The sequence below is a fragment of the Streptomyces sp. NPDC087901 genome (assembly GCF_044742205.1).
Classification (GTDB): Bacteria; Actinomycetota; Actinomycetes; order Streptomycetales; family Streptomycetaceae; genus Streptomyces.
The window spans coordinates 467,221-492,441 of record NZ_JBIUUC010000002.1 but is presented as its reverse complement, the minus strand read 5'-3'; the positions used below and the strand labels follow the sequence as shown (position 1 = coordinate 492,441).

The window sequence follows — 25,221 nt, the reverse complement described above, 5'->3', positions numbered from 1 at the left end:
ATACCCTGATATCTGTGGCCACCAACAAACTCACGGTCGAGGACCTGCTCTCGTTCCCCGCGCTCCAGCTCACGGTGAGGGCGGGCCGCGACGGCCTGGGGAGGTCCGTCTCATGGGCGCACGCGAGCGAGCTGACCGACCCGACGCCGTGGCTGCTCGGGGCCGAGGTGATCATGACGGCGGGCCTGGCCGTGCCCCGTACGGCCGCCGGGCAGCGGGCGTATCTGGAGCGGCTGGACGACGCCGGGGTCTCCGCCCTGGCGCTGTCGGCGCAGCTGCACATGCCGCCGCTGCACGACGCGTTCTTCCGGGCGGCCGAGGAGCGGGGCTTCCCGGTGCTGGAGGTGCCGCTCGCGGTGCCGTTCATCGCCGTCGCTCAGGAGGTGGCCGCCTCGGTGCAGGAGGACGCCCGGCACCGGCTGGGCGCCCAGCTACAGGTCTTCGGCTCGCTGCGCTGGCTCGTGGCGGAGGACCTGGACACGCCCACGCTGCTGCGGCGGCTGGAGCGCCTTTCGGGGTACGACGTCTATCTGTGCACGCCGCAGGGGCGGCCCCTGCTGCCCGGAGTGCCGACCCCGGAACCGGGGGTGCTGCCCGCTTCCGCGGACGCGCCGCCGACCATTCCGGGCGGTTTCGTGCTGCCGGTGCCCGCGCCGGGCGGTCCCGCGGGCTTCCTGGTGGCGTACGAGCGCGAGGGCGCCCAGCCCGCGGGGCTGGCCGTCGTCCAGCACATCGCCACGGTGGCGGCGCTGCGCGTCGCGATGGTGCGCACCGAGCGCGAGACGCTGCGGCGCGAGGGGGCGGAGACCCTGGCGGAGCTGTTGCAGGAGGCCCTCGACCCGGAGACGGCCCGGCGCAGGCTCGCGCGGCACGCGATCGAGGGGGACACGGTGCTGATCGTGATCCGCCGCGCCACGGAGGAGGCACTGCTGCGCTGTCTCCAGGACCATCCGCATCTGCTGCTGACGTGGGGCGAGGACCGCTATGTGCTGGGCTCCCCGGAGCTGTCCGGGGAGATCGGCGGGCTGCCCGACGTGGCGGCGGGGATGAGCCGTCCGTTCCTGCCGGGCGCCGCCCTGCGCGTGGCGCAGCGGGAGGCGCTCTGGGCGGTGTCGAAGGCCGCCGAGTCGGGCCGCCCGGTGGTGCGGTACGGGGACGACTCGACGGGCCGCTGGCTGCCCGACGACCCGGCGGTGCTGACGGCGCTGGTCGAGCACGTGCTCGGTGAGGTGCTGCGGTACGACGCGGCCCACGACTCGCAACTGCTGGTCTCGGTCCGCACCTGGATGGAGCGCGACCGCCGTATGGAGACGGCCGCGGCCGCCCTCCACATCCATCCCAACACCCTTGCGTACCGCCTGCGGCGCTTCGGCGTGCTGGCCGGCCGGGACCTGGGTTCGACGGGGTCGCTGGCGGAGGTCTGGCTGGCGATCCAGGCAGCGGGCACGCTGGGGCTCACCGACTGACGGTCCGTACGCACCGTAGGCTCGTCGGCAGGTCCGGAGAACAGGAGGCGGCACGTGCCGGTGGAAATCACCTGGTGGGGTCATGCCACCTGCACGATCGAGGACTCCAGGGTGCGGGTCCTGACGGACCCGCTCTTCGTACGGCGCTTCGCGCATCTGCGCCGCCGCCGCGGCGAGCTCCCCGGTCCGGCGGCCGCGGTCGCCGATGTCGTCCTGATCTCGCATCTGCACTCCGACCATCTGCATCTGCCGTCCTTGGCCCGCATCGCCCCGGGTGCCCGGCTGGTCGTCCCGCTGGGAGCGGTACGGGCGGTTCCCGGGCTCCGGATGCTGCGCAGGATGCGTGGGCTGCGGATCACCGAGGTGGCGGCGGGCGACGAGGTGCGCGTGGGCGGGGTGCGCATCAGGGCCGTGCCGGCACTGCACGACGGGCGTCGTCTTCCGGTCGGCCCGCACCGCTCCCCCGCGCTCGGATACGTCGTGGAGGGCGAGGCGCGCACGTATTTCGCCGGTGACACCGGGCTCTTCGACGACATGGCGCAAGCGGTCGGTCCGGTGGACGTCGCCCTGCTGCCGGTCGGCGGCTGGGGGCCGTATCTGGGGCACAGCCATCTCGACGCGACGCGTGCCGCCGAGGCGCTGACCCGGCTCGCGCCGCGCGCGGCGGTGCCGGTGCACTACGGCACGTACTGGCCGATCGGAATGGACGGGATCCGGCCCCACGAGTTCCACTCGCCGGGTGACGAGTTCGTCCGCCAGGCGGCGCTGCGGGCACCCCAGGTGGCGGTGCACCGGCTGGAGCACGGCGAACACGTGCGGCCGGGGGCCACCGGGTGATATTCGAGTTCCTCAGGCAGACGGCTCAGCTGCCCCCGGAGTCGACGCAGCAGGCTGTCGGCTACCCCTCGCTGTTCCTGCTGGTGGCGCTGGGCGCCCTGGTGCCGGTGGTGCCGACGGGTGCGCTGGTGAGCTCGGCGGCCGTGGTGGCCTTCCATCAGTCGTCGCCGGTCGCGCTGCTGGTGGTCTTCGTGGTGGCGTCGTCCGCGGCGTTCCTCGGGGACATCTGCCTGTACTGGCTGGGGCAGCGCGGGGTGCGGTCGAAGAACGGCTCCAAGTGGCTGCGGGCGATCAGCGACCGGGCCGCGCCGGAGCGGCTCGCGCAGGCGCAGCGGAAGCTCGACGAGCACGGCGCGATGGTGCTGGTGCTGTCCCGGCTGGTGCCGGCCGGGCGGATCCCGGTGATGCTGGCGTGTCTGCTGGGCCGGATGCCGCTCAGGCGGTTCGCCCGGGGCGATGTGCCGGCGTGTCTGGCGTGGGCCGCCACGTATCAGCTGATCGGGATCCTCGGCGGCTCGCTGTTCCCGGAGCCGTGGCAGGGCGTGGTGGCGGCGGTGGGCCTGACGTTGCTGATCAGCGGGGCGCCGACGGTGTGGCACCGGCTGCGTTCCTGGTCCGGCCGGTGACGGGCGGGGTCAGCTGCTCACCGGGCGCGGCTCGCTCACCAGGTGGATCAGCCGCTGACCGCGCGCGGCTCGCTCGCCGGGTGGAGAACCCGTGAGCCACCGATCGGCAGGTCCCAGAGCCGCTCGCGTGGGTGGCCGGCCCGTTGCCAGGCCGTGCGCAGCCGGGTGAGGGGTTCGAGTACGGGCTCCGCGGAGAGCAGGAAGGTCGCCCAGTGCATGGGCGCCATGGCGTGCGCACCGAGATCCTCGTACGCCTGCACGGCCTCCTCCGGGTCGGCGTGCACGTCGGCGAGCCACCAGCGCGGCTCGTACGCCCCGATCGGCAGCAGGGCGAGGTCGATGCCGGGATGGCGGCGGCCGATCTCCGTGAACCAGTGGCCGTATCCGGTGTCCCCGGCGAAGTAGATCCGCCGGCCCCGGCCGGGCCCTGCGGTGTCCTCGATCACCCAGCCGCCCCAGAGCGAGCGGCAGGTGTCGGTGAGGGTGCGCTTGGACCAGTGGTGCGAGGGCACGAAGTCGAAGCGGACTCCGTCCAGTTCCGCCGATTCCCACCAGTCGAGTTCGGTGACGCAGCCGAAACCGCGGCGGCGGCACCAGCGGCCCAGTCCGGCCGGGACGAACAGCGGGGTGTGCCGGGGCAGCCTGCGCAGGGTGGGTGCGTCGAGATGGTCGTAGTGGTTGTGACTGATGACGACGGCGTCGACGGTCGGCAGGTCCTCCCAGCGGACGCCGACGGGGGTGATCCGGGCCGGGGTACCGAGGATGCGGCGGGACCATACGGGGTCGGCGAGCACGGTCAGTCCGCCGGTGCGGATGATCCAGCTGGCGTGCCCGGCCCAGGTGACGGAGGTGGTTCCGGCCGGGGTGGCGGGGAGCGGCTCGGGGGCGTACGGCAGCCGGTGGATGCCGCGCAGTCCCTCGGCGTTGGGCCGGATGGCGTGTTCGCGGGCCAGCCGGGACATGCCGGTGACACCGGAGAGGGGGGCGGTGAGCCGGTCGGCGAAGCTCCTGGGCCAGGACCGCTCCTCTCCGAGGGGACGCGGGGTCACCACCTCGCCGCGGGACACCCTGCGCAGCTCCCCGGCGAGGGAGCGCTCTGTCTGTTCCGTCATCGGGGGTGCTCCCGTCCCGTAGTGCGTCGGCGCGGCGCGTCAGCGGAGTTCGTCGAGGGCTGCTCGGAACATGCTCAGGGCTGCCACCACATGCGGCAATTCGAGGGGTTCCGCCGCGGTGAGGGACTCCAGTTGCTGCTCCGGGGTCGTCCCGAGCAGCGATCCGGTTCCCAGCCGCACCCGCAGTGCGCCCAGTTCGTCGCCGAAGCGGTGGCCGCCGGGGACCGGGACGCCGAGCCGGTCCGTCAGGTACTCCTCCAGCTCCAGTGAGTCCGTGACGCCCCGGGCGGCGAGCCGGGAGCGGAGCGGGCCGAGGTCCGCGTACAGATGGCGCCCCGCCTGCGGAGGGCGGGCCAGCGCGCCGGAGGCGAGCACCGCCCGGTGGGCCGCAGCGGCGACCCTGGCCTGCATCGCGGCGGCCCGGCGGACCCGTTCGGTGACGGCGTCCGGTTCGCGCAGCGCGTGGGCGGCCGCCGCCGCGACCGGGCCCGCGACGAGCGCGCCGAGTGCGGTGAGGATGTCGAGCGTACGGGCGTGGCGCACCGCCGACCGCGCGGTGTCCGGGAACCGGGCGACGGCGACCGGCCAGGCGGACGGGGTCAGTGCGCCCGCCAGGTCGGAGACGACCGTCACGTCGTCGGGGCACATCTCGGCCGGGCTGAGCAGCACCGTGTCGTGCGGCCGGTGGAGGGTGTCTCTCCACGTCTCGTCGCTGATGATGTGCAGCCCCTCGGCGACGGCGGCCTCACAGGCCTCGCGCACCAGTTCCGGCGGGGCGACGGTGGCGGTGGGGTCGTCCACCACCGAGATCAGCAGCAGCCGCGGCCTGCCCCCCTCGGCACGCACCCTGCGCACGGTCTCCAGGAGCGCGTACGGGTCGGGCACACCGCCGCACTCGGCGGGGGTCGGGACCTGGTAGGCGGGCCTGCCCAGCAGCCGGGCCTGCGGGATCCAGGAGGCGGGGCAGGGGCGTGGCATCAGTACGTCGCCGCCGTGCGCGGCGATCAGGGCGAGCACCAGCGGGGAGGTGCCCGGCGCGGCGGCGATGTGCTCGGGGCCGCCGCGCAGTCCGCGCCGGTCCCAGTAGGCGCGGGCGGCTTCACGCAGGTCCGCAGACCCGCCCGCCGGTTCGGGTTCGCCGCGGCCCGCCGCGGCCGCCAGCACCTCGGCCAGTTCGGGCAGGACCGGCAGTCCGGGGCCGGGCGCGGGCGGTCCGTACCGTACGGGCCCGCGATCCTCCCGGACCCCGGGCATGCCGCGCCCCTGACGTCCGGTCCGCTCCCGGCCCATCCGGGCCTCCTTCGCCGCCGCTCGCCGACCGGCCCGCCGCGTCGTTCTCCGGCCGCGACCGTTCCTTCGCTCTCCGGCCCTTTATACGAGGGATTGGAGCGGGGCGCCTGCGCTCACGCGAAGCTGTCCGGGCGGCCGCGGCCCGGCCTCGGCGCGGGCACCCGGCGGCCAGGGAACCGCACCGCACCGCGACAGCCCCATTGACACTCGCCCTGCCGCGTCATTACGGTCACGCCAGGATTTCGAACGAGTGCCGAAATATCGAACAAGTCGAGGGGCAACTCCCGTGCGTATCACCGGAATCAGCACACATGTGGTCGGAACACCCTGGCGGAACCTCACCTATGTGCAGGTCCACACCGACGAGGGTCTCACCGGCGTGGGCGAGACCAGGATGCTCGGCCGCACCGATGCGCTCATCGGCTATCTGCGCGAGGCGGAGGCCAACCACATCGCCGGTTCGGACCCGTTCGCCGTGGAGGACCTGGTACGCCGGATGAAGTACGGCGACTACGGCCGGGCCGGCGAGATCGTGATGTCGGGCATCGCGGTCGTCGAGATGGCCTGCTGGGACATCAAGGGCAAGGCGCTCGGCGTCCCGGTCTGGCAGCTGCTCGGCGGGAAGGTCACGGACCGGGTCAAGGCGTACGCCAACGGCTGGTACACGACCGAGCGGACCCCGGAGGCGTACCACAAGGCCGCGTCGGCGGTCGTCGCGCGCGGCTACCGGGCGCTCAAGATCGACCCGTTCGGGACGGGCCACTTCGAGCTGGGCCAGGAGGAGACCCGGTACTCCGTGTCACTGATCGAGGCGGTGCGGGACGCCATCGGCCCGGACACCGAGCTGATGCTGGAGATGCACGGCCGCTTCAGTCCCTCGACAGCGGTACGGATCGCCCACGAGATGGCCCCGTTCCGGCCCGCCTGGCTGGAGGAGCCGGTGCCGCCGGAGAACCTCAAGGCGCTCGCCAAGGTGGCGGGCAAGGTCGACGTGCCGATCGCGACGGGTGAACGCATCCACGACCGCATCGAGTTCCGCGAACTCTTCGAGTCGCAGGCCGCCGACATCATCCAGCCGGACGTCGGTCACATCGGCGGCATCCTGGAGACCCGGAAGCTCGCCGCGACCGCCGAGACCCACTACACGCTGATCGCCCCGCACAACGTCGGCGGCTCGGTGCTGACGGCGGCCAGCCTCCAGGTCGCGGGCTGCACCCCCAACTTCAAGATCCTTGAGCACTTCAACGACTTCGCGGACGCCGACATCAAGAAGGTCGTACGGGGCGCCCCGCAGGTCGACCCCGAGACCGGCTGCTTCGAGCTGTCCGACGCCCCGGGTCTGGGCGTGGAACTCGACGTGGACGCCGCGGCCGAGTTCCCGCAGCAGCAGGCCCGGTTCGACCTGTGGGCCGACGGCTGGGAGAAGAGGCAGCCCAAGTGAGCGACGGACCCGCCCGCTCACGGGCGATCACGATCGACAGGCCGGGCGCGCACCGGCTGGCGGACGGACCGGTACCGGAGCCCGGCCCGGGAGAAGTCCGGGTGCGGGTGGCCGCGGCCGGGATCTGCATGAGCGACCGCGAGGTGTACGACGGCCATCGCGACCCGGGATACGTGCGCTACCCGGTGGTGCCCGGTCATGAGTGGTCGGGCACCGTCGAGGCCGTGGGCCCCGGCGTCGATCCCGCCCTGACCGGCCGGCGCACGGTCGCCGAGGGGTTCCGTTCCTGCGGGAGCTGCGAGCGGTGCCGCAGCGGGGAGACCTCGCTGTGCACGTCGGGGTACGACGAGACGGGCTTCACCCGGCCCGGGGCGTTCGCCGATCACGTCGTGGTGCCCGCACGGCTGCTGCACCCGCTTGCCGACGACGCGGACCTGCGCGCCGCCGCGCTGCTGGAGCCCGCCGCCGTGATCGCCGCGGCCGTGCGGGCCGGCGCGCCGGAACCGGGCGAGCGGATCGCCGTGGTGGGCGCGGGAACGCTCGGGCTGCTCGCGGTCCAGCTGCTGGCCGCGGTGTCGCCCGGGGAGCTGACCGCGATCGACCCGAGGGACGAACGGGCCCGCCAGGCGCTGCTCTTCGGGGCGAGCGAGGCGCTGGCACCCAAGGAGGCCGCCGAGGTGCACGGCCGGTACGACCTGGTGGTGGAGACGGCCGGGGCCGCGACCACCGCGGCCGATGCCTGCCTGCTCGCGCGGCGCGGCGGCCGGGTCGTGCTCACGGGGATGTTCGCGCCGGGGGCCGTCGGCATCGACCCGGTGCATCTGTCGCTGAGCCAGCTCACGGTGCGCAGCGTCTTCGGGGCATCCTCCGCGTCCTGGTCGTACGCGGTGCGGGCGTTCACCGCGGGGCTGCTCGATCCGGCGGCGCTGATCACGCACGAGTTCCCGCTGGAGCGGTTCGCGGAGGCCGTGGCGCTGGTCGGGGGCGGCGGCTCCGGGACGGGCAAGGTGCTGATTCGCCCCTAGTACGTGCGCACCCGCGGCCCGGAGCGCGGACGGCCGGACGCCCCGGCTCCCCGCCCCGCCCGCCGCCATCCCTCCCGAACCTCGTCCGACCCACCGAACACGAAAGGTCGCTCATGACCTCCGCATCCCCCGCCGCGTCCCGATCCTCCACCGGCGTCCGGCGCCCGGGTGAGCCCGCGCTCACCGCGCTCGGGCTCGGCGCTCCCACCCCGGACCCGGCCGACGCGTCCCGGCACACCTTTCCCGACGGCGGCACCTGGCGGACCGAGATCCCGTCCGTGGAGGGCCCCGAAGCGCTGTCCGTCGTACTGAAGGAGAGCGCGCGGCTCGATGTCCCCGTCCACCGGATCAGCCAGGGCAGCGGCGTCTGGATGCTCAGTGACACCGAGATCACCGACATGGTGGAGGGCTGTGCCGAGCGCGGCATCGAGCTCTGCCTGTTCACCGGTCCGCGCGGCAGCTGGGACACCGGGGCCTCGTTCCGCACCGACTCGGGCGGGGCCGGGCTGCGCGCCCGTGGCCACGACGCCCTGGCCGGCTGCGTCGAGGACGCCCTGCGGGCCTCCGCGCTGGGCGTGAAGTGCCTGCTGGTGGCGGACGAAGGTGTGCTCTGGACCCTGCACCGGCTGCGTGAGCAGGGCGTGCTGCCCGCCGACACGACGTTCAAGGTGTCGGCCCTGGTCGGCCCGGTGAACCCCGCCTCATTCGCCGTGTACGAACAGCTCGGGGCGGACTCGGTCAACATTCCGTCCGATCTGACGCTCGCTCACTTCACGGAGATCCGGCGGGCGTCGGCCGCTCCGATGGACCTGTACATCGAGGCCCCGGACGACCTCGGCGGATATGTGCGGATGTACGAGGCGGCCGAGCTGATCCGGCGCGGCGCCCCGCTCTACCTCAAGTTCGGCCTGTCCAAGGCACCTGGCATCTACCCGTACGGCGCCCATCTGCGCGATGTCACCCTGGAGACGGCGCGCGAGCGGGTCCGGCGCGGCCGGCTGGCCCTGGACCTGCTGGCCCGGCACAGCGCCGACGGGAACATGTCGCCGCTGGGCTCCCGACTGCCGGGCGCCCTGCGGCGGTTCCCGACGGGGTGATCCGCCGCTGGGCGGGGGCCGGGCCGGCGAAGCGGTGATCCGCCGCCGGGCGGACCCTCGGCCCGAACCCGCCCAGCGCCCTCCGGCGGCCCCTCAGCCCGCGAAGGCCGTACCGGGCATGCCCCGGCCCGCGTCCGGCAGGACCAGCAGCGACCCCGAGAGCGGGTGCGGTGCGTCGAGACCGGTGCGGGCGGTGGAGATGTAGAGGTCGCGCAGGTCGCGGCCGCCGAAGGCGCAGGCCGTGGGCCGTCGCACCGGCAGCTCGACGACGCGGTCCAGCCTGCCGTCGGGGGTGTAGCGGCGCAGCGCGGCACCGTCCCACAGGGCGACCCAGACAGCCCCCTCCGCGTCGACCGTCAGGCCGTCGGGATACCCCGCGCCCTCCTCGACAGTGGCGAACGGGCGGCGGCCGGTGACCTGTTCGCCGTCCACGTCGAAGACGTCGATCCGGCGGGTCGGCGTGTCAATGTAGTACATCAGCCGGCCGTCCGGGCTCCACCCGGTGCCGTTGCTGCAGGCCACCAGCGGCAGCACCCGGGTGGCCGTGCCGTCGGGGGCGATCCGCGTGAGGCTGCCACCGACCTGCGTTTCGTCGTAGCGCATGGTGCCCGCCCAGAGCGCCCCGTCCGGCGCCACCGCGGCGTCGTTGCCGCGCCGTCCCGGTTCGGCGTCGTGGACGAGCCAGCGGAAGGCGCCGTCCGCGTCGTAGAGCCCGATACCGTCGCGCAGGTTGACGACGAGGCCGCCACCGGCCCGGGGCTTGGCCGCGCCGACGTGCTGCTCGGTGGCCATGACGGTCCGCCGGCCGTCGGCCGGGTCGTAGGTGTGGATACGGGCGGAGAGGATGTCCACCCAGATCAGCCGCCCGGCGACCGGGTCCCAGGTCGGGCCCTCCCCGAGTGCGGCGTGCTCCCGTACGGCGACGTCGAGGCGCGGGCGGCTCACATCTCCCTCCGGTGGTGGCCGAGGCGGCCGGAGAGCGCGTCGGCGCCCTCGGCGGCGAGGGCGGCCAGTTCCGCCTCGCGCTCCTCGCTCCACCGGATCATGGGGACGGAGACGGAGAGCGCGGCGACGACCCGGCCCGACCGGTCCCGTACGGGCGCGGCGACGCAGCTCACGTCGGGGTTGGACTCCCGGTGTTCCACCGCGATGCCGCGTTCCCGCACGGAGGCGAGCGCCGCCCGCAGCTCTTTTTCGTCGGTGATGCTGTCGGGGGTCATCGCGGTCAGTTCGAGCCCGTCGAGACGGGCGTCGAGCTCCCGGCCGGGAAGGGCCGCGAGCAGCATCTTGCCGACCGACGTGCAGTGGGCGGGCAGTTTGCGGCCGGCCGCCGAAACCATCCGGACCGCGTGGGTGGAGTCCACCTTGGCGATGTAGATGACGTCGGTCCCCTCCAGGATCGCCACATGGACGGTCTCCCCACAGGTCTCCGCGACCTGCCGGGCCACCTGCTGGCCCTCGGCGGCGAGGTCGAGCTGCTCGGCGTACCGGCTGCCGAGCTGGTAGGTGCGGACGCCGAGGCGGTAGCGGCCGGGCTGGTCGGGGATCGTGACCAGGTACGAACGAGCGGCGAGCGTGGTCAGCAGCTCATGGACGGTGGTGCGCGGGAGCTGGAGCTTGCGGGTCACCTCGGGCGCGGAGAGCGTACCGTCGCCGTGGAGGAAGAGTTCGAGTACGTCCAGCGCCCGGGTCACCGCAGGGACGAGTCGCCCCATGGTCTGCACCACCCTCTCGTGTTCGACATTCCGGCCAGTGACCGGCATCACGAACACAGGCTAAGCGTGGCGCACTTGCGGGGGCAATGACGAGGTGATGTCCGGCACCCGACGCCCGGACAGATATGTCGTGCTTGCCCCGGTATCTGCCTGGATGGCAGGTGGGTGGCATCACCCGACGCCCTCTTCGCGGGACCTCGCGCGCACGGTCCGGGCGCGCCTGCCGGTTCGGCGGGGGCGAGCAGGGTATTCGCTGTTCCATGTCTTCTCCGAGCATCCCCTCACATCTGCCGCGACCCGCCGGGTTGCGGGGCGTTCTGCACCGAAGCGACCTGGCCGTGTTCCAGAACCTGGCCCAGCGGCACTGGCCGGCCGCCGGGCCCGTGCTGCCTCGGCTCAGCCGCAGCGCCAATCACGGGCTGCTGTGGTTCGGCGCGGCGGCGGGCATCGCCGCCTTCGGCGGCAGCGCCCGGGCCCGGCGGGCCGCGCTGCGCGGGATCGCGTCGCTTGCGGTGGCCTCGGCGGCGATCAACACGGTCGGCAAGGGGGCGGTCCGCCGCGAGCGGCCGATACTGGACGCCGTTCCGGTGATACGGCAGCTGAAGCGACAGCCGGTCACCACGTCCTTCCCTTCGGGGCACGCCGCTTCGGCCGCCGCGTTCGCCACCGGGGTGGCACTCGAATCGAAGGGCTGGGGGGCGGTCGTCGCGCCGGTCGCCCTGTCGGTGGCCGCCTCCCGCGTCTACACCGGAGTCCACTACCCGAGCGATGTGCTGGCCGGTGCCGCGCTCGGCATAGGTGCGGCGTTCGCCCTGCGCGGCATCGTGCCGACCCGGGGGCAGCTGCCCGCGCCGGGCCGGCCGCCCGCCGACGCGCCCGCCCTGCCGGACGGCCAGGACCTGGTCGTCGTCGTCAACCAGGAGTCGGGGACGGCGACGGCCACCGCGTCGCTCGTCCGGGACGCCCTGCCGAACGCCGAAGTGGTGGAGTGCCCCCCGACGGAGCTCTCGGCCGAGCTGGAGAAGGCGGCGGGCCGCGGCCGGGCGCTGGGGGTGTGCGGAGGTGACGGCACGGTCAACCAGGCGGCGGCGGTGGCCGCCGTGCACGGCCTGCCGCTCGCCGTGTTCCCCGGCGGGACGCTGAACCACTTCGCGTACGACCTGGGCATCGAGACCGTGGCCGACGCCTGCGCCGCACTCGGCGCGGGCAGCGCCGTACGGGTGGACCTGGGCCGCTTCCGGCCCGGACCGGACGGCCCCGGGGGTGCCCACGGCTACTTCCTCAACGCCTTCAGCCTGGGCGTCTATCCGGAGCTGGTGCGGACCCGCGAGCGCTGGGCCCCGCGGATCGGCGGCTGGCCTGCCGGCGTCCTCGCGGCCTTCGAGGTGCTGCGCGGCGAGCGTCCGCTGGAGGCCGAACTGCAGGGCCGCAGAAGGCCCCTGTGGCTGCTGTTCGTCGGCAACGGACTGTTCCAGCGGGTCGGCCCGGCGCCCGGCCGGCGGCACAATCTCGCGGACGGCCTGCTGGACGTGCGGGTCGTGCACGGAGGCCGGACGCCCGCCCTCAGGCTGCTGGCGGCCGCCGTCGCCGGCCCCCTGACCCGCTCCCCCATTCACGCCGCCGTCCGGCGCCAACGCATCCGTATCTCCGGCCTGAAGCCCGGCACCCCATACGCATACGACGGCGAAGTGGCGCACAGCCAGAGCGACTTGATGATCGACAAGCTGCCGGAGGCGCTGACGGTCTACTGCCCGAGACCGGTGTGAGTCCAGCCGGATCCGGGTGAGCGAAGGGCGGCCGACGCCGAGTCGGCCGCCCTTTCGCATGAGCTCGCACCACACCACGCATGTCCGTATCGCGAGATGCCTATCTCACTATGCGGCGAGAGGGCATACGGTATCCGTACCGATCAGCGCTTTGCGGCCCGCGTTTCGCGGTTCGCGTTCGAGAGAGGATGCACGGTCATGCCGAAGGAGACCGCCGTCTACACCCACGGCCACCACGAGTCGGTGCTGCGCTCGCACCGCTGGCGCACCGCCGCCAACTCCGCGGCCTACCTCGTCGGTGAACTCCGTTCCGGCATGAGCGTGCTGGACGTCGGGTGCGGGCCCGGCACCATCACCGCGGACCTGGCCGCGCTCGTCGCCCCGGGCCGCGTGACGGCTGTCGACACCACCCAGGAGATCCTCGGCCAGGCGGCCGATGCCGCGTCCGAACGAGGACTGGACAACGTCGAGTTCGCCGTCGCCGACGTCCACGCCCTGGATTTCCCCGACGATTCGTTCGACGTGGTCCACGCCCACCAGGTGCTCCAGCACGTCGGAGACCCGGTGCAGGCGCTGCGCGAGATGCGGCGGGTCTGCCGTCCCGGCGGTATCGTCGCGGCCCGCGACAGCGATTACGCGGCCATGAGCTGGTTCCCCCAGTCGCCGGTCATGGACGCCTGGCAGCAGCTGTACGGCCGGGTTGCGCGGGCCAACGGGGGCGAGCCGGACGCGGGCCGCCGGCTGCTCTCCTGGGCGCGCGAGGCGGGCTTCACCGACATCACCCCGACCGCCGCCTCCTGGTGCTTCGCCACCCCGGAGAACCGGGCCTGGTGGAGCGGTCTGTGGGCGGACCGCACCGTCGGCTCGGTCTACGCGGAGCTGGCGGTCGAGGGCGGCCACACGACGACCGAGGAGCTCACCGCGATCGCCGAGGCCTGGCGCACCTGGGGCGAACAGGGCGACGGCTGGTTCATGGTTCCGCACGGCGAGATCCTCTGCCGGGCCTGATCCCACCGCCCCGGGGGCCGGCCGGAAACGCCGGGTCCCGGGGCATCCCGCCCACTCCGCCGAATCGATCACACACCGCTGACCGGCCAACTACCCTGTTCGGCATGGAAATCCTGGGAACCACGCTGCGCATCTGCGTCGACGACCTGGAGGCCGCGGTGGCCTTCTACGAGGACCTCACGGCGAGTTCGGCACTGCGCTTCGAGCGCGGCGGAGTGTCCGTCGCCGCCATCAGCTGCTTTCTGCTGATGAGCGGGCCCGAGTCCGAGCTGGAGATCCTGCGCAAGGTGACCGCGACGATCGCGGTGAAGGACGTCGACGAGGCCCACACCTCCCTGACCCGGGTCGGCGCCCACGTCATCGCGGGGCCGGTGCCCACCCCGGCCGGCCGCAACCTGATCGCGATGCACCCGGACGGCTCGGTCTTCGAGTACGTCGACCGCAACCGGGCCGTCTGAGCCGTCCGTTCCCCGCGCCCTCCGCCGTCATCCCCGAGGCCGCATCCGGTAGTTGTACACATCCGGCAGCGGCTCGCCCGTGAGTTCGGCGAGTTCGGCCCACACCTCGTCCAGGATCTCCGCGCCCTCGCGCAGATCGGCGACCTCGAAGCCCTCGTCGAACAGGGCGCGGGCGGCCGGCCGGTCGCCCTCCGCCAGCAGGAGGCGCGCCTCCAGAAGACGGAAGCGGCCCCGGGGGCGGATTGCCGGAAGCAGGCCGGTCCAGACCGCGCGGGCCTCGGCGGTGCGGTCCGCAGCCAGCAGGGCCTCGATCGCCTCCCGGCCGAGGGCCGCCGTGGCCGCGGTCCAGGCCTCGCCGTCGTCGCGGCGCTCCGCGCACAGGTCGTCGAACGCCTCCGTGTAGTGGTCGGCCGCCCGGTCCCGCTGACCGCTCTCCTGGGCGGCGACGGCGAGACAGCGGAGCAGCGGCCAGCGCGACGGGGCGAGGGCAAGGCCGCGCTCCCAGCTGCGGACCGCCTGGGCCCGGTCGTCGGCATGCCACTGGGCGACGCCGAGGTGGTACTCGGTGAGAGGTTCGGCGGAGGCCGTCTCCAGCATGTCGCGCCAGTGCGGGGAGACGAGGCTGGGCCCGGGCGGGGCCACACGCCGGGGTTCGGGGAACGAGCCCTGTTCCAGCAGCTCCAGCCAGGGCGCCTGCTGTTCGCCGAGTGCGGACTCCGCGAACGGGGTGCCGGGCAGCGTGTACCCGGCACGCCGCACTTCGAGGGCTCCCCATCCCGAGCCGGTGGCGAGGATCTCGCCCGGCTCCGTGTCGGCGCAGCGGCGCCATGCCTCGTACGCGGCGTCCACGTCGGCGCGCGGCAGCGCAGCGGCGAGCCGCTGCTCGGTCTCGGCACGGGCTGCCGCCCAGTCGTCGCCGTGCACGGTGGCGGGGTCCGCGGTGAGCGGTCCGTAGGACTCCAGCCAGCTGAACTCGCCGCCGGGCTCCAGCGGCACATGCTCCAACTGGGTGCGGGCGAGCCCGGCCTGGATCTCGGCGTAGCCGGTGGTGCCGGGCTCGGTGAGCCATTCCTGCCAGCGGCGGCCGCCCGGCCCGCTGCCCCAGAGGAAGAGCTTTCGGCCGCGCAGCAGGTCGGTGGAGGTCTGGACGAGTCCGTTGCCGTGCTCGTCGAGGGAGGCGATCCAGCGGCGGGCGCCGTCGGGTACCTCGTAGAAGTAGTCGGCGGGGAAGTCGCTGCGCAGCGGATACGTCCGGTCGACGCCGCCGGTCTCGGGCATCGGGACCCGGGTCAGGGTCCGTTCGTAGCCGAAGTGCCAGGCCTCGTCGGCGGGCGCCAGCACCCGGGTGCGTTCGCCTTCCGGGACGGCGATGTTGGACCACCAGTAGACGGGTGCGGGGTGTTCGTGCGGGTTGCGTATCCGTACGCCGACATGGAGGAAGTCGGAGTCCTCCGGCAGCCACAGATCGACCTGGAACGGCAGGTCGCGCAGCCGTTCCCACTCCCAGAGCCGGACCATCTCGCCGCCGTCGGGCGCCGGTACTCGGGCCGCGTGCACCGGGGCGCAGGACAGGGTGGTGTGGCCCGTCGCGCCGATGTTCCATTCGATGCCGCCGGAGAACCAGGCGCCGTTGAGCGCGAAGTCGGCTGGCTGCAGCACGGGGTTGGTGTAGACGAGGTCGCGGCCGGTCGGCTTGTGGAAGAGGGAGTGGATGCGACCGCCGAGTCCGGGGAGCACGGTGGCACGCAGCCGGTCGTTCTCGATGACGATCGCGTCGAGGTCCGTGGAGGTGCGCTCGCGACCGTAGCCGTCGAGGATCCGTACGGGAAGGACGGTGGCGAGGGGTTCATGGCCGATCTGACGGGCCATGTCGCGGGGCAGTCCCGCCCGGTCCCGGTCGTCGACGACATGCATCTCGTCGAGGGGCCGCAGGGCGGGCAGCGGGTTCTCCGGCCCCGTCGCCGCTGCGGGCAGGGTCAGTACGGTGCGTCGTACGGTGGTGGCCAAGGCAACCTCGCTCCCTCGCGCGGGCCGCCGCAGGTCCGGGCGCCCCCCGATGACCATGGAACACGCTGGAAGCCGCCCGGACCAGGGGATCGGCCGTCAGACTTCGGCAAAAGCCGCGACCACCAGGTCGGTGAGCAGCGCACCTGCCGTCCCGTCCGGGTCGAGATCGGGGTCGTAGACCGTGACGTTGAGGCCGACGCAGCGGGGCGAGCGGACCAGTGTCCGCAGCAGGGGGCCCAGCTCACCGGGGAGCAGTCCGCCGTCGTCGGGGCTGTCGACGGCGGGCATGACCGACGGGTCGAGCACGTCGGCGTCCAGATGCACCCAGAAGCCGTCGACGGCCGGGCCCTCCAGGCTCCGCACGATCCCGCCCGCCACGTCTGCGGCACCCTGCTCGCGGATCTCCCCGACGGTTGCCACCGGAATCTTCAACTCGGCGAGCTCGGCGCGGTCCTCGTCGTAGTCACGGATGCCGAGGACCCGCACGTCCTCGTCCCTGAGGTAGGGCCGCAGCCCCTCCAGGCCGGCGAGGTCGTCCTGCCCCCGGCCGGTGGCGATGGCCAGCTCCTCACCGGCCGCGGCGCCGATCCCGCCGCCGTTGCCCGCATGGCGGAAGTCCGCGGACCCGTCGACCGACACCAGTCCGTACCGGCCGATCCGGCGCAGGGCGAGCGAGGCGCCGAGCTGGATGGAGCAGTCACCGCCCAGGACAAGGGGGAAGGCACCGGCGCGCACGTGCTGCTCGACACGGTCGGCGAGGGTGCGGGTGTACCGGGCGATCGCGGCGGCGTTGAAGACCCCGTCCCCTTCCTGCCACGCACCGCGGTCGTAGCGCGGCGGCACGACGACCCCGCCCTCGGACGCACCGATCCGCTGCACGATCCGCTGCTCCCGCAGTGCGCCGGCGAGCTTGTAGCAGCCCGGTACGGTACCGGGGGCCGGCGGACGGAGTCCCAGGTTGGAGGGGGCGTCGAGCACCACAATATTCCGCATGCGCCCCATCCTGCGCGCCGTAGGCTGGCTCCTCAATCGGATTGCGGAATGCGACAGGAACGGCGGGACACGATGAGCACGCAGCACACGTACCGAGTGATCGTGCGCGGCACGTGGCAGGGGCTCACGGACCAGGCCCGCGAGCGGCTGCTCGCCGAGGTGGAGGAGCACGGTCTGGCCGCGATGCAGTTCAGCGAGGAGGGGTCGCTGACCTACGACCGCGTGCTCAAGCACTTCAGCTTCCGGTACGTGGTGGTATCGGACGCCGAGGACGGCGAGGAGATGGCGTCCGCGATCGCCGAGGACCGGGCGGAGACAGCGTTGCGGAAGGCCGGCTACGGGCACGGTGAACTGCGTTCCACCGCGACGGACATGGACACCATGAAGATCAACTTCAAGGGACGGCGGGGGCCGGGGGCCGGGTGACGGCGGGGCGGCGACGGCACCCCTGACCAGGAGACTCTTCAGATTCAGCTCTGTCACGGACTTACCGGTTTGCATGCCGGATCGTCCTGCGAAAATCCCTCTGACAGGGCTGAAAGTCCCTGAAAAGTCCCTGGCTCAGCCCGCTTCCGGGTGTCGCAGTACCTCGGATTCCGGAGCCTCCCGCACACTCACGACGGAGACGAGGCAAGCTCGGACCGCCTGTCCGGCGGGCCGCCGACGTGCTGCCGCGCATCGGGACGGGGACGGGGCAGCTTCAAGAACGGGCACTCCGCTTCCAGGACCGCCGCGTCGCCGACCTTGAAGCCCAGATCGTCGGCTCAACGGCGCGTTGGAACCGGCCCGATCAGGAGGTTGCCCACCGTGGGGTCGAGATCGACCCGGACGTTGTCCCCGTCGCGGATGCTGCCATCAAGAATCGCCTGGGCGATCCGGTCGCTGACTGATCGTTGGATGAGCCGGAGCAGTGGACGAGCGCCGTAACCCGGGTCATGGCCCTCGGCCGCCAGCCAGCGCAGAGCGTCGGCGGTCACGTCCAGCGTGAGACCGCGGTCCGCGAGCCGCCGGGCGAGACGGTCGAGTTGCAGCCTGGCTACCCCTTCCAGCTCTTGGAGCTGAAGGGGGTGGAAGACCAGCAGTTCGTCGAGGCGGTTGAGGAACTCAGGCCGGAAGAAGCCTTGTACTTCGTCCAGGACTATCTCCCGTTTCTCCTCCTCGGTCAGCAGCGGGTCGACAGCGGAGGCGGAGCCGAGGTTGGAGGTGAGAGTGAGGATGGTGTTGCGGAAGTCCACCGTTCGCCCCTGGCCGTCCGTCAAGCGCCCTTCGTCGAGCACTTGCAGCAGCACGTGGAAGACCTCGGGATGGGCCTTCTCCACCTCGTCGAGGAGAACGACGGTGTACGGGCGGCGGCGTACGGCTTCCGTCAGTTGGCCGCCGCGCTGGTAGCCGACGTAGCCGGGCGGCGCTCCCAGCAGGCGGGCGATGCTGTGCTGCTCGCCGTACTCGCTCATGTCGATGCGGACCATGGCCCGCTCGTCGTCGAAGAGGAAGTCGGCGAGAGCCTTGGCCAGTTCCGTCTTTCCGACGCCGCTGGGGCCGAGGAAGAGGAACGATCCGGTCGGACGGCCCGGGTCGGCGATCCCGGCCCGAGTGCGCTGCACCGCGCGGGACACGGCTCGTACCGCCTCTTCCTGTCCGATCAGCCGCTTGCCGAGCTCCTCCTCCATTCGCAGCAGCCGCCCGCGCTCTCCGTCCAGCAGGCGGCCCACGGGAATACCGGTCCAGGAAGCGACCACGCCCGCGATCTCGTCCCGGCCGACATTGTCCTTGAGCATGGAATACGCCGTGCTCTGCTCCTCGTCGACCGCAGCCTCCAGCTCCTGCTCCACGGCCGGGATCGCGCCGTACAGCAGTTTGGAGGCGGTGTCGAGGTCGCCGTTGCGCTGAGCGCGTTCGGCCTGGCCGCGCAGCTCGTCGAGCTTCTCCTTCAGCTGACCGACACGGTTGAGGAACTGCATCTCCTTCTCCCAGCGAGCGGTCAGGCCGCGCAGTTCCTCTTCCTTGTCGGCCCGCAGGCGCCGCAGATCATCAAGCGCTTGCCGATCCGACTCGCGCGACAGCGCCAACTCCTCCATCTGCAACCTGTCGAACGTCCTTCTCAGCTGGTCGATCTCCACGGGTGAGGTGTCGATCTCCGTGCGGAGGCGGGCGGCGGCCTGATCCAGGAGGTCGACGGCCTTGTCGGGAAGGAAACGGTTAGGGATGTAGCGGTCTGAGAGCTCTGCGGCCGCAACCAGAGCGGCGTCCGCGATCAGCACCCTGTGGTGCGCCTCATAGCGGCTCTTGAGCCCGCGCAGGATGGCGACCGTATCCACGACGGATGGCTCCGCCACAGCAACCCGCTGGAAGCGCCGTTCCAACGCCGGGTCCTGCTCGATTTTTTCGCGGTATTCGTCCGGCGTCGTCGCTCCGATCATGCGGAGAGCGCCGCGGGCCAGCAAGGGTTTGAGCATGTTTGCCGCGTCCAGGGCAGAGCCGCTGCCGGACTTGGCGCCGACGATCGTGTGCAACTCGTCTATGAAGCCGATGATCCGGCCGTCGCTCGACTCGATTTCCGCGAGGACGGATTTCAATCGCTCTTCGAACTCCCCTCGGGCTCTCGCACCCGCCACCATCGCGGCGAGGTCGAGTGCGACAAGACGCCGCCCCCTGAGCGGTTCGGGGACGTCCCCCATCACGATCCGCTCTGCCAGCCCCTCAACGAGGGCCGTCTTGCCGACGCCCGGTTCGCCGATGAGTACCGGGGTGTTCTTGGTGCGGCGCGAGAGTACTTCGATGATCTGCCGGATCTCCTGGTCCCGACCGATGACCGGGTCGAGCTTGCCGCGACGGGCAGCATCGGTGAGGTCCGTGCCGAACCTGCTCAGAGCAGTGTCCGAAGTCGCCTGCTCAGGCTCTTGCGAGGAGGAACCCCTTTGCTCGGAGCCGAAGATGCTGTCCAGTGACTCGGAGTTCACTCCATGAGACTCGAGCAGCTCCCCAGCCCGGCCGTCCGTCGCAGCAATGCCGATGAGCAGGTGCTCAGTGGAGAGCAGGTCGTCCCCGAGCTCCTCCGCGTGCCGAGTGGCATGCGCTATGGCGGCCAGCAGCGAACGTCCGGGCTGCGGTGGGCTGACGGTGTGGCCGCTCACGGTGGGGAGTTCGTCCAGCAGCCGCTCGGCCTCGGCTTTCAGGAGTGAGACATCAGCCTGTTGGACCGTCACCAGTCGTACAGGCACGTCCTGTTGCTGTTCCAGCAGGGCCAACAGCAGATGCAGAGGATCGAGGTCGGGGTGCCCTGCGTACACTGCCCGCTGGACCGCGTCGTTCAGCGCGTCGCGAGCCTGGTTGGTCAGCTGTAGATCCACTCGTCCCATGCACCCCCCGGCCCCGACTACTCGTCATCGTCGTGGCCCTCTTCCTCGTCGTGGTCCTGCACGTCGTCCCATTCATCGCCGACGTCTGCATCATCTTGGTCCCGGCTGGTGTCCCCGTCGAGACGGAGGAAGCTTTCGTCGATCAGCCTCTGGACGGATGCCGCGAACTCCTCGTTGCCCGGAGTGAGCCAGGCGATGCTCCGCAGGGCACGTGCCTTGCGGTCTGCCGCTGCCGCGATGTCGGCGTTCCCCGTAGCTCGCGCTTGCTGACCCAGGGAGGTCAGCCAATTTTGGGGGTCTCCTGTTTCCCCGACCGCATGCAGGACCGGGTCGAGCAACAGGTCCGGGTGGCCGATCACTCCGTGCCGCAGAGTGTTCGCGAGCAGCGGTTCGCTGTCCCCGGCCCGCAGCAGCTTCCGGATACCGCTCAGCCGTTGTCGGTCGGACTCCCCGGTGAGAACGCGGTGAAGGAATCCTGGTGCTTCGCGGTCCACGATGGCCAGGAGGCGCGCAGTCACCACGTGCGGATGCATGCTGCCCCAGCGCGCCAGATCGCTGGGGGGATAGAAGTCAGCCAGCACCCGTTCCAGGCGCGGGCACTCGTCGCCGTCGCGCACGGGGAGGGGGTAGCGCAACAGGCGCGCGAGCGTGGATACGGCCTCGGTTCCGGTCGTCGGCGAGAGCAGTGCCTGTACGGCTACTGCCTGCCGCATCCGTGCGGGCGAGATGTGCAGCTCGGCCTCGTCCAAGGCTGCCTTCCAGTACTTCCATTCGTGCCAGATGACCACGTCTTCCGGCGTCTCGCTGACCGGCACCGTGTTCCCGCGTGCGTCGAGCGACCGGAGCAGCGCCCCGAGTACGTTCACATGCAGTTCCAGATAGGTGCGGCATGGACGCGGCCGGGCTGCCAGCGCCGCCAGGGCTTCAACCTTCAGGGTCGGCGGTGTGTAGCGGCGGGACGGCCCTGCCGGGAGGGATGCCAGGTGTTCGGCCAGGGGGCCGGCGACGCTTTCGTACCGCTCCTCGAGCCCATGGGAATCCGATCCCAGTGGCTCGGTGAGCTCCAAGGGGCGTCGCGCGCATATCCCGACGCGGGCCAGGTCGATGTCCGAACGCAGTTGCTCCCACCAAGCACCGGCCGATCGGGCAAGGAGCAGGATGCGTACCTGCGGGTCGCCGTGGTGTGCGAGGAAGGTGCGCAGCAGGCCGTGCACCTGTTCCTGGCGGGCCTCCGCGTAGTCGACGACGATCAGGGTGGGGAACGCCCCGGTGAAGAATTTCCGGTGCTCTTCGGGGTCTTGCGGGCCATGCTCGGCGAGGAACCCGGTGATCCACCCTGGCTGGGACCACGGGCCCTCCCCGGTGCGCATGCTGCCCAGCACGCGGATCAGCTCGACCGCCAGCCGGGTCTTCCCCCATCCCCCGGGGCCAGTGACCAGCTGTACCGGCTGCGCCCGAGACTCCGGGTCCAGACACCAAGCAAGCAGCTCCGAGAGTTCCGCGTCGCGGCCGTGGAACGGCGTGAGCGCCTGCCTCGCGTCCAGCAGATAGGAAGGCGACCTGGGAGGGTGTGGTGGGCGCTCGTAGAGCGACTGCAGCTCCACGGACTCCGACGTTGGTACCGGACGGCCCGCCGCATCGGCCAAGAGGTCCCGGAACCCGGGGACTTCGAGGAGTCGCCAGACCGGCAGGGCCTGCAGCCTGGTGCTGCTCCATCGACGGGGCGCCCGGGTCACCAACCCGGCGACCACATCTCCGCAAAAGACAGCTGAGCCGGACAGTCCGCGCCAGCGCCCGAGACCGCGACCGCCCACCTGCGGCGGAACACGGTCCAGTTCGATCTCGTAATGCCCGTCGAATACGCCCGTATTCGGATTTATCCGACCTGCCAGCCCTTGTGTGTCCCGCGCCGAGTCGCCATTCTCGTCGTCCGCCCGGACAAAGCCCACCACCGAACAGTGCGCCGGCACCGCGGAGTCCTGGCCTGTGAGCCTGCCCCAGCGCGTATGCCGCAAGTCCGCCGGCAACGCACCGTCGTAACGCAGCAAAGCCGCGTCCAACTCCGCCGAAACCCATACAGGTTCGGCCGACGTCCCTGGAGAATCCGCCGGGGCCATCGGACGGATCGTGCACCCCGCAGCACCCCCGATCACGTGTGCCGCGGTCAGCACCAGACCGGGCGCCACGATGTAACCCGATCCGCCTCGCCCACCGGAAGACGACCATCCCGCGGCGCCAACCTCAACCACGCGGGCCCTGGCGAACACGCCCCCGCCCCTTTATCCGTCCCGGCCCGTGCTGCCCGGGGACGGCCGGGGCGGCAGGACGGCACCGCCGTCATCCGAGATGAGTTCCCCGTTGGCGACGTTCAGAACCACTTTGACGCGGTTGGACTCCGCGTGCGCGCGGTCGTGCGCAGCGTTCGCGGAGACGACCATCGCCTTTACTCCGCCGTCGCCCCGCGTCGAGCGGCGCAGTTCGACGCTGAACTCCAACTCCACCTGCTCAACGGTGAACCGCAGACCGCCCGCTGCGTTGCCTGCGCGTTGCGCGTCGGCCAGACCCGCGCGCACGGCCTCGATCGCCTGGGACAACTCTGTTCTGGACCCGTCCACCGTCTCCCCCACGAGAGTCACCGCAGCCAGCTGTGGAATCTACCGCATGCCGATGATCCCCACTGCCGGGGCCACCGCACTCACGCCGGCCAGAAAGGGCGAACTTCCTCAGCAGCCTTCCGCCCATCCCTGCCTGAGCGAGGAGCAGTTGCGAGGAGCGGTTCGCACCCCCAGGAGGCGTAGCCGCAGGTTTCCGGTCCACGGACCCGCCTGTCGCATCGAGCTTCTGCCTTGGATTCGAAGGCGAGGACGCCCCCTCGAGGGGTCAGGCGACCACCTTGACCGGCCTCTGTACGTAATGTTCACAGGCGCACGCCATGTACGGCGTGTGATTACGCGAGTCAGAGAGTCACAATTCCTTGCACTCGAAGGCCAGCACGCTCAGAGGCCAGCGAATATGCGGCTGTGACGGTAGCAACACTGAGGAATCAAAAAAAACTTTCCGGAAGGGGTTGTATCCGCCGACGAGGTTTGAGTTCATAGGCGAGCGCCCATCAAAAAGGGCCCCCAGCCGACTACTTGGCGGTGGCGGCTGAGGACCCGAGGCGCTGTGCCCTTCGGGGGTATCCGAGAGAGGAACAGTCCTTTGCCACGCAAGCGTAAGACAGCCATGCCCCAACGCAACAGCTCCAGACAGGAGCTGATCTCGTTGGTTCCGGTGATCGCGGTGTCGTCGGCCGGCGCCGCACTCGTCATCACCAGCTCAGCTACGACGACCGAAGCAGCCGGCTTCGCTGTCGCGATCCTTGCCGCCATCGGTTGGGGGTCTCACCGAAGGCGGTGAGGAACCGCTTCCTCTCACGTGCGCCCCAGGACCCATCCGGCTCGTGGGGCGCACTTGTGGGGCACCCTTGTGGGGCGCTTTGCGGAGCGTCGCTCACCCGCAGCGAAGCGACTTCACCGGCGGCCTCGAACCGCGCCGGGTTTCGGTCGTCCGGGGCGCACGGCGGACGAGCGCCGGACGCCCTGAGCCAGGACCCGCGGCGCGGGCCGGCGAAGAGTCGCACGAGGCCGCACCGAGCTGTCAGACCGGGTCCTCGTCCGTCAGCGAGGGCATCGCATGTGGACGCAGGACCATGAGCGGGCCTTCCAGGGTCGCCACCATGGCAAAAGGAAACCGGTCGAGCTCAAGACAGAGTGCGATGTCGTCGGGGTGGACTCCTTGACGGACACCCTCCGCCAGCTCGGTGGCGGCGCGTGACTCGGCAGCGCGGCGGAGGAACTCAGCAGCGTCCGTCCCGGCCCCGGTGACTCGCCGTGCGATGTACTGAGCGCACGCCAGGTCTTCATCGGCCTGCCCGTCCTCGCCGGTGACGACGAACGTGACGCTGCCGCTCTCGCGTGTCCGCAAGAGCTGGGCCGTCGCCTCCGCCACCACGAAGGAGGCGCACAACACCAGTTGCGCCTCCTTGACCGCAAGGGCGCCGACCGTACCCGCCGTGGTCTTCTGCACGACGGTCCGACCGGAGAGGTCGAGAGAGCGCAGCGTGCCCGGCGAGTTGACGGTGTCGAACCCGGGCGCGGGCGGACCGTCTTTGAGCGCCACCCAGTCGGGGTGGCGCTCCTTGAGTGCCAACGCGTCGTCCAGTGACTCGGCAAGAACGATCTCTTCCGCCCCCTGGCCGAACGCCCAGGCGGCAACGGTGAAGGCACGCATGACGTCGACCACGACCGCCACCCTCGGGACTTCGGCCAGATCGGCGATGCCAAGGAATTCAGTATCCATGCGCTCATGATCACGCATGCCCGAGCCGAGGTGCCCGGTGAGTCATGCGCAGCACATCGGCGGTCCAGGAGCGCAGCGCCTCATACCGTCAGTGGGCAGGGGAACTCTCAGGCCGGGTACGGACCTTGGAGACCGCGGAAGAACCCGGCGCTATGGTGGGCCGATGGCGTCGATCAGGCAGTTCCAGGTCACCTTCGACTGCGCGGAACCTGAGCGCGTCGCTCGCTTCTGGTGCGAGGTGCTGGGCTACGTCGTACCCCCGCCGCCGGAGGGCTTTGCCACGTGGGAATCGTTCAATCGCTCACTGGCGCCCGAGGATCAGGGGGCGGAGTTCACCTGCAGTGATCCCTCAGGTGTGGGGCCGCGCCTGTACTTCCAGCGCGTCCCCGAAGGCAAGGTCGTCAAGAATCGGCTGCACCTTGACGTGCGGGTCGCCACCGGGCTCGTCGGTGAAGAGCGCCTGGCCGCGCTCGAGGCCGAATGTGCACGGCTGATCCCCCTCGGCGCGGTGCGCGTGCGACTCCTGCCCGCCGATGACGACAACGAGTCGTGCCTCGTGATGCAGGACATCGAGGGCAACGAGTTCTGTCTCGACTGAGAGCCGGCGACATGCCGGGTGCAGGTCCGGAATCCGAAGGGACCGATCCGCGCGGTTCCTCTCCGACGGCGACCACATCACC

Annotated in this window: 21 protein-coding genes; 11 read left to right on the top strand and 10 right to left on the bottom strand. The window is 71.5% G+C overall.

Translation table 11 applies throughout. The features are described from left to right. Positions 1 to 14 precede the first annotated feature (14 nt). Genes ACIOEW_RS07695 through ACIOEW_RS07685 form a run of 3 tightly spaced genes read left to right on the top strand, consistent with a single transcriptional unit; the run spans position 15 to position 2,929 of the window. A complete protein-coding gene (locus tag ACIOEW_RS07695; RefSeq protein WP_401962289.1) occupies positions 15 to 1,466 on the top strand; it encodes a PucR family transcriptional regulator in 1,452 nt (483 codons plus the stop codon). Between the two features lie 54 nt (positions 1,467 to 1,520). Continuing rightward, complete coding sequence (locus ACIOEW_RS07690; protein WP_401962288.1) at positions 1,521 to 2,303, top strand: MBL fold metallo-hydrolase; 783 nt, start codon at positions 1,521 to 1,523, stop codon at positions 2,301 to 2,303. Beyond that, the gene (locus ACIOEW_RS07685) at positions 2,303 to 2,929 is read left to right on the top strand and encodes a DedA family protein (protein WP_401962970.1); all 627 of its coding nucleotides are present in this window, start codon (positions 2,303 to 2,305) and stop codon (positions 2,927 to 2,929) included. The genes ACIOEW_RS07690 and ACIOEW_RS07685 overlap by 1 nt, the downstream gene beginning before the upstream one ends. Before the next feature lie 47 nt (positions 2,930 to 2,976). Here the strand turns inward: ACIOEW_RS07685 and ACIOEW_RS07680 are convergent, their stop codons facing one another. Both ACIOEW_RS07680 and ACIOEW_RS07675 read right to left on the bottom strand, forming a co-directional pair. Beyond that, positions 2,977 to 4,041, bottom strand: a complete 1,065-nt coding sequence (locus ACIOEW_RS07680) for an MBL fold metallo-hydrolase (protein ID WP_401962286.1) — start codon at positions 4,039 to 4,041, stop codon at positions 2,977 to 2,979. Positions 4,042 to 4,080: 39 nt separating this feature from the next. Beyond that, positions 4,081 to 5,331: an aminotransferase class I/II-fold pyridoxal phosphate-dependent enzyme gene (locus ACIOEW_RS07675; RefSeq protein WP_362555366.1), complete on the bottom strand. Its 1,251-nt coding sequence runs from the start codon at positions 5,329 to 5,331 to the stop codon at positions 4,081 to 4,083. Positions 5,332 to 5,617: 286 nt separating this feature from the next. On the opposite strand from ACIOEW_RS07675, the gene ACIOEW_RS07670 reads away from it, so the two are divergent. From ACIOEW_RS07670 to ACIOEW_RS07660, 3 genes are all read left to right on the top strand, one after another. Continuing rightward, complete coding sequence (locus ACIOEW_RS07670) at positions 5,618 to 6,772, top strand: mandelate racemase/muconate lactonizing enzyme family protein (protein ID WP_362555364.1); 1,155 nt, start codon at positions 5,618 to 5,620, stop codon at positions 6,770 to 6,772. Next, positions 6,769 to 7,797: a zinc-binding dehydrogenase gene (locus ACIOEW_RS07665; RefSeq protein WP_401962283.1), complete on the top strand. Its 1,029-nt coding sequence runs from the start codon at positions 6,769 to 6,771 to the stop codon at positions 7,795 to 7,797. The genes ACIOEW_RS07670 and ACIOEW_RS07665 overlap by 4 nt, the downstream gene beginning before the upstream one ends. Before the next feature lie 113 nt (positions 7,798 to 7,910). After that, entirely contained in the window at positions 7,911 to 8,894 is a 984-nt protein-coding gene (locus tag ACIOEW_RS07660) for a hypothetical protein (protein ID WP_401962281.1), read from the top strand. Positions 8,895 to 8,987: 93 nt separating this feature from the next. On the opposite strand, the gene ACIOEW_RS07655 is transcribed toward ACIOEW_RS07660, so the two are convergent. Next, positions 8,988 to 9,839, bottom strand: coding sequence for an SMP-30/gluconolactonase/LRE family protein (locus ACIOEW_RS07655; protein WP_401962278.1), 852 nt, complete (start codon positions 9,837 to 9,839; stop codon positions 8,988 to 8,990). Beyond that, positions 9,836 to 10,609 carry an IclR family transcriptional regulator gene (locus tag ACIOEW_RS07650; RefSeq protein ID WP_362555356.1) on the bottom strand — a complete coding sequence of 258 codons (774 nt, stop codon included), beginning with the start codon at positions 10,607 to 10,609 and terminating at the stop codon, positions 9,836 to 9,838. Before ACIOEW_RS07650 ends, ACIOEW_RS07655 begins: the two co-directional genes overlap by 4 nt. Before the next feature lie 260 nt (positions 10,610 to 10,869). On the opposite strand from ACIOEW_RS07650, the gene ACIOEW_RS07645 reads away from it, so the two are divergent. From ACIOEW_RS07645 to ACIOEW_RS07635, 3 genes are all read left to right on the top strand, one after another. After that, positions 10,870 to 12,375, top strand: coding sequence for a bifunctional phosphatase PAP2/diacylglycerol kinase family protein (locus ACIOEW_RS07645; RefSeq protein ID WP_401962275.1), 1,506 nt, complete (start codon positions 10,870 to 10,872; stop codon positions 12,373 to 12,375). A 198-nt stretch (positions 12,376 to 12,573) separates the two neighbouring features. Next, positions 12,574 to 13,383 (top strand): class I SAM-dependent methyltransferase, encoded by an 810-nt coding sequence (locus tag ACIOEW_RS07640; RefSeq protein WP_401962272.1) that lies wholly within the window; start codon positions 12,574 to 12,576, stop codon positions 13,381 to 13,383. 104 nt (positions 13,384 to 13,487) lie between these two features. Beyond that, positions 13,488 to 13,841: a VOC family protein gene (locus ACIOEW_RS07635; protein WP_401962270.1), complete on the top strand. Its 354-nt coding sequence runs from the start codon at positions 13,488 to 13,490 to the stop codon at positions 13,839 to 13,841. Between the two features lie 27 nt (positions 13,842 to 13,868). Here the strand turns inward: ACIOEW_RS07635 and ACIOEW_RS07630 are convergent, their stop codons facing one another. Together ACIOEW_RS07630 and ACIOEW_RS07625 are read right to left on the bottom strand one after the other, a co-directional pair. Further along, positions 13,869 to 15,848 carry a DUF5107 domain-containing protein gene (locus ACIOEW_RS07630; protein WP_401962268.1) on the bottom strand — a complete coding sequence of 660 codons (1,980 nt, stop codon included), beginning with the start codon at positions 15,846 to 15,848 and terminating at the stop codon, positions 13,869 to 13,871. 96 nt (positions 15,849 to 15,944) lie between these two features. Next, positions 15,945 to 16,841 carry an arginase family protein gene (locus tag ACIOEW_RS07625; protein ID WP_401962265.1) on the bottom strand — a complete coding sequence of 299 codons (897 nt, stop codon included), beginning with the start codon at positions 16,839 to 16,841 and terminating at the stop codon, positions 15,945 to 15,947. Positions 16,842 to 16,913: 72 nt separating this feature from the next. Between ACIOEW_RS07625 and ACIOEW_RS07620 the strand changes: the two genes are divergently transcribed. Then, positions 16,914 to 17,267, top strand: a complete 354-nt coding sequence (locus ACIOEW_RS07620) for a DUF6204 family protein (RefSeq protein WP_362555346.1) — start codon at positions 16,914 to 16,916, stop codon at positions 17,265 to 17,267. Between the two features lie 338 nt (positions 17,268 to 17,605). On the opposite strand, the gene ACIOEW_RS07615 is transcribed toward ACIOEW_RS07620, so the two are convergent. The 4 genes from ACIOEW_RS07615 to ACIOEW_RS07600 all read right to left on the bottom strand — a co-directional run bounded on the left by ACIOEW_RS07615 (position 17,606) and on the right by ACIOEW_RS07600 (position 24,541). Then, a complete protein-coding gene (locus ACIOEW_RS07615; RefSeq protein WP_401962262.1) occupies positions 17,606 to 20,191 on the bottom strand; it encodes an ATP-dependent Clp protease ATP-binding subunit in 2,586 nt (861 codons plus the stop codon). Positions 20,192 to 20,217: 26 nt separating this feature from the next. Then, positions 20,218 to 22,467 (bottom strand): trypsin-like serine protease, encoded by a 2,250-nt coding sequence (locus ACIOEW_RS07610; RefSeq protein WP_401962259.1) that lies wholly within the window; start codon positions 22,465 to 22,467, stop codon positions 20,218 to 20,220. Between the two features lie 12 nt (positions 22,468 to 22,479). Further along, positions 22,480 to 22,827, bottom strand: a complete 348-nt coding sequence (locus ACIOEW_RS07605; protein WP_401962257.1) for a trypco2 family protein — start codon at positions 22,825 to 22,827, stop codon at positions 22,480 to 22,482. 1,012 nt (positions 22,828 to 23,839) lie between these two features. Continuing rightward, a complete protein-coding gene (locus ACIOEW_RS07600; protein ID WP_401962255.1) occupies positions 23,840 to 24,541 on the bottom strand; it encodes a 2-phosphosulfolactate phosphatase in 702 nt (233 codons plus the stop codon). A gap of 163 nt (positions 24,542 to 24,704) precedes the next feature. On the opposite strand from ACIOEW_RS07600, the gene ACIOEW_RS07595 reads away from it, so the two are divergent. Then, positions 24,705 to 25,139, top strand: coding sequence for a VOC family protein (locus tag ACIOEW_RS07595; RefSeq protein WP_401962252.1), 435 nt, complete (start codon positions 24,705 to 24,707; stop codon positions 25,137 to 25,139). Positions 25,140 to 25,221: the final 82 nt, after the last annotated feature.

Coding starts and splice junctions, on each gene's coding strand:
- ACIOEW_RS07680 (WP_401962286.1), bottom strand. CDS start 4,041: ATGACGGAACAGACAGAGCGCTCCCTCGCCGGGGAGCTGCGCAGGGTG.
- ACIOEW_RS07675 (WP_362555366.1), bottom strand. CDS start 5,331: ATGGGCCGGGAGCGGACCGGACGTCAGGGGCGCGGCATGCCCGGGGTC.
- ACIOEW_RS07660 (WP_401962281.1), top strand. CDS start 7,911: ATGACCTCCGCATCCCCCGCCGCGTCCCGATCCTCCACCGGCGTCCGG.
- ACIOEW_RS07650 (WP_362555356.1), bottom strand. CDS start 10,609: ATGGGGCGACTCGTCCCTGCGGTGACCCGGGCGCTGGACGTACTCGAA.
- ACIOEW_RS07645 (WP_401962275.1), top strand. CDS start 10,870: ATGTCTTCTCCGAGCATCCCCTCACATCTGCCGCGACCCGCCGGGTTG.
- ACIOEW_RS07640 (WP_401962272.1), top strand. CDS start 12,574: ATGCCGAAGGAGACCGCCGTCTACACCCACGGCCACCACGAGTCGGTG.
- ACIOEW_RS07635 (WP_401962270.1), top strand. CDS start 13,488: ATGGAAATCCTGGGAACCACGCTGCGCATCTGCGTCGACGACCTGGAG.
- ACIOEW_RS07625 (WP_401962265.1), bottom strand. CDS start 16,841: ATGCGGAATATTGTGGTGCTCGACGCCCCCTCCAACCTGGGACTCCGT.
- ACIOEW_RS07620 (WP_362555346.1), top strand. CDS start 16,914: ATGAGCACGCAGCACACGTACCGAGTGATCGTGCGCGGCACGTGGCAG.
- ACIOEW_RS07600 (WP_401962255.1), bottom strand. CDS start 24,541: ATGGATACTGAATTCCTTGGCATCGCCGATCTGGCCGAAGTCCCGAGG.
- ACIOEW_RS07595 (WP_401962252.1), top strand. CDS start 24,705: ATGGCGTCGATCAGGCAGTTCCAGGTCACCTTCGACTGCGCGGAACCT.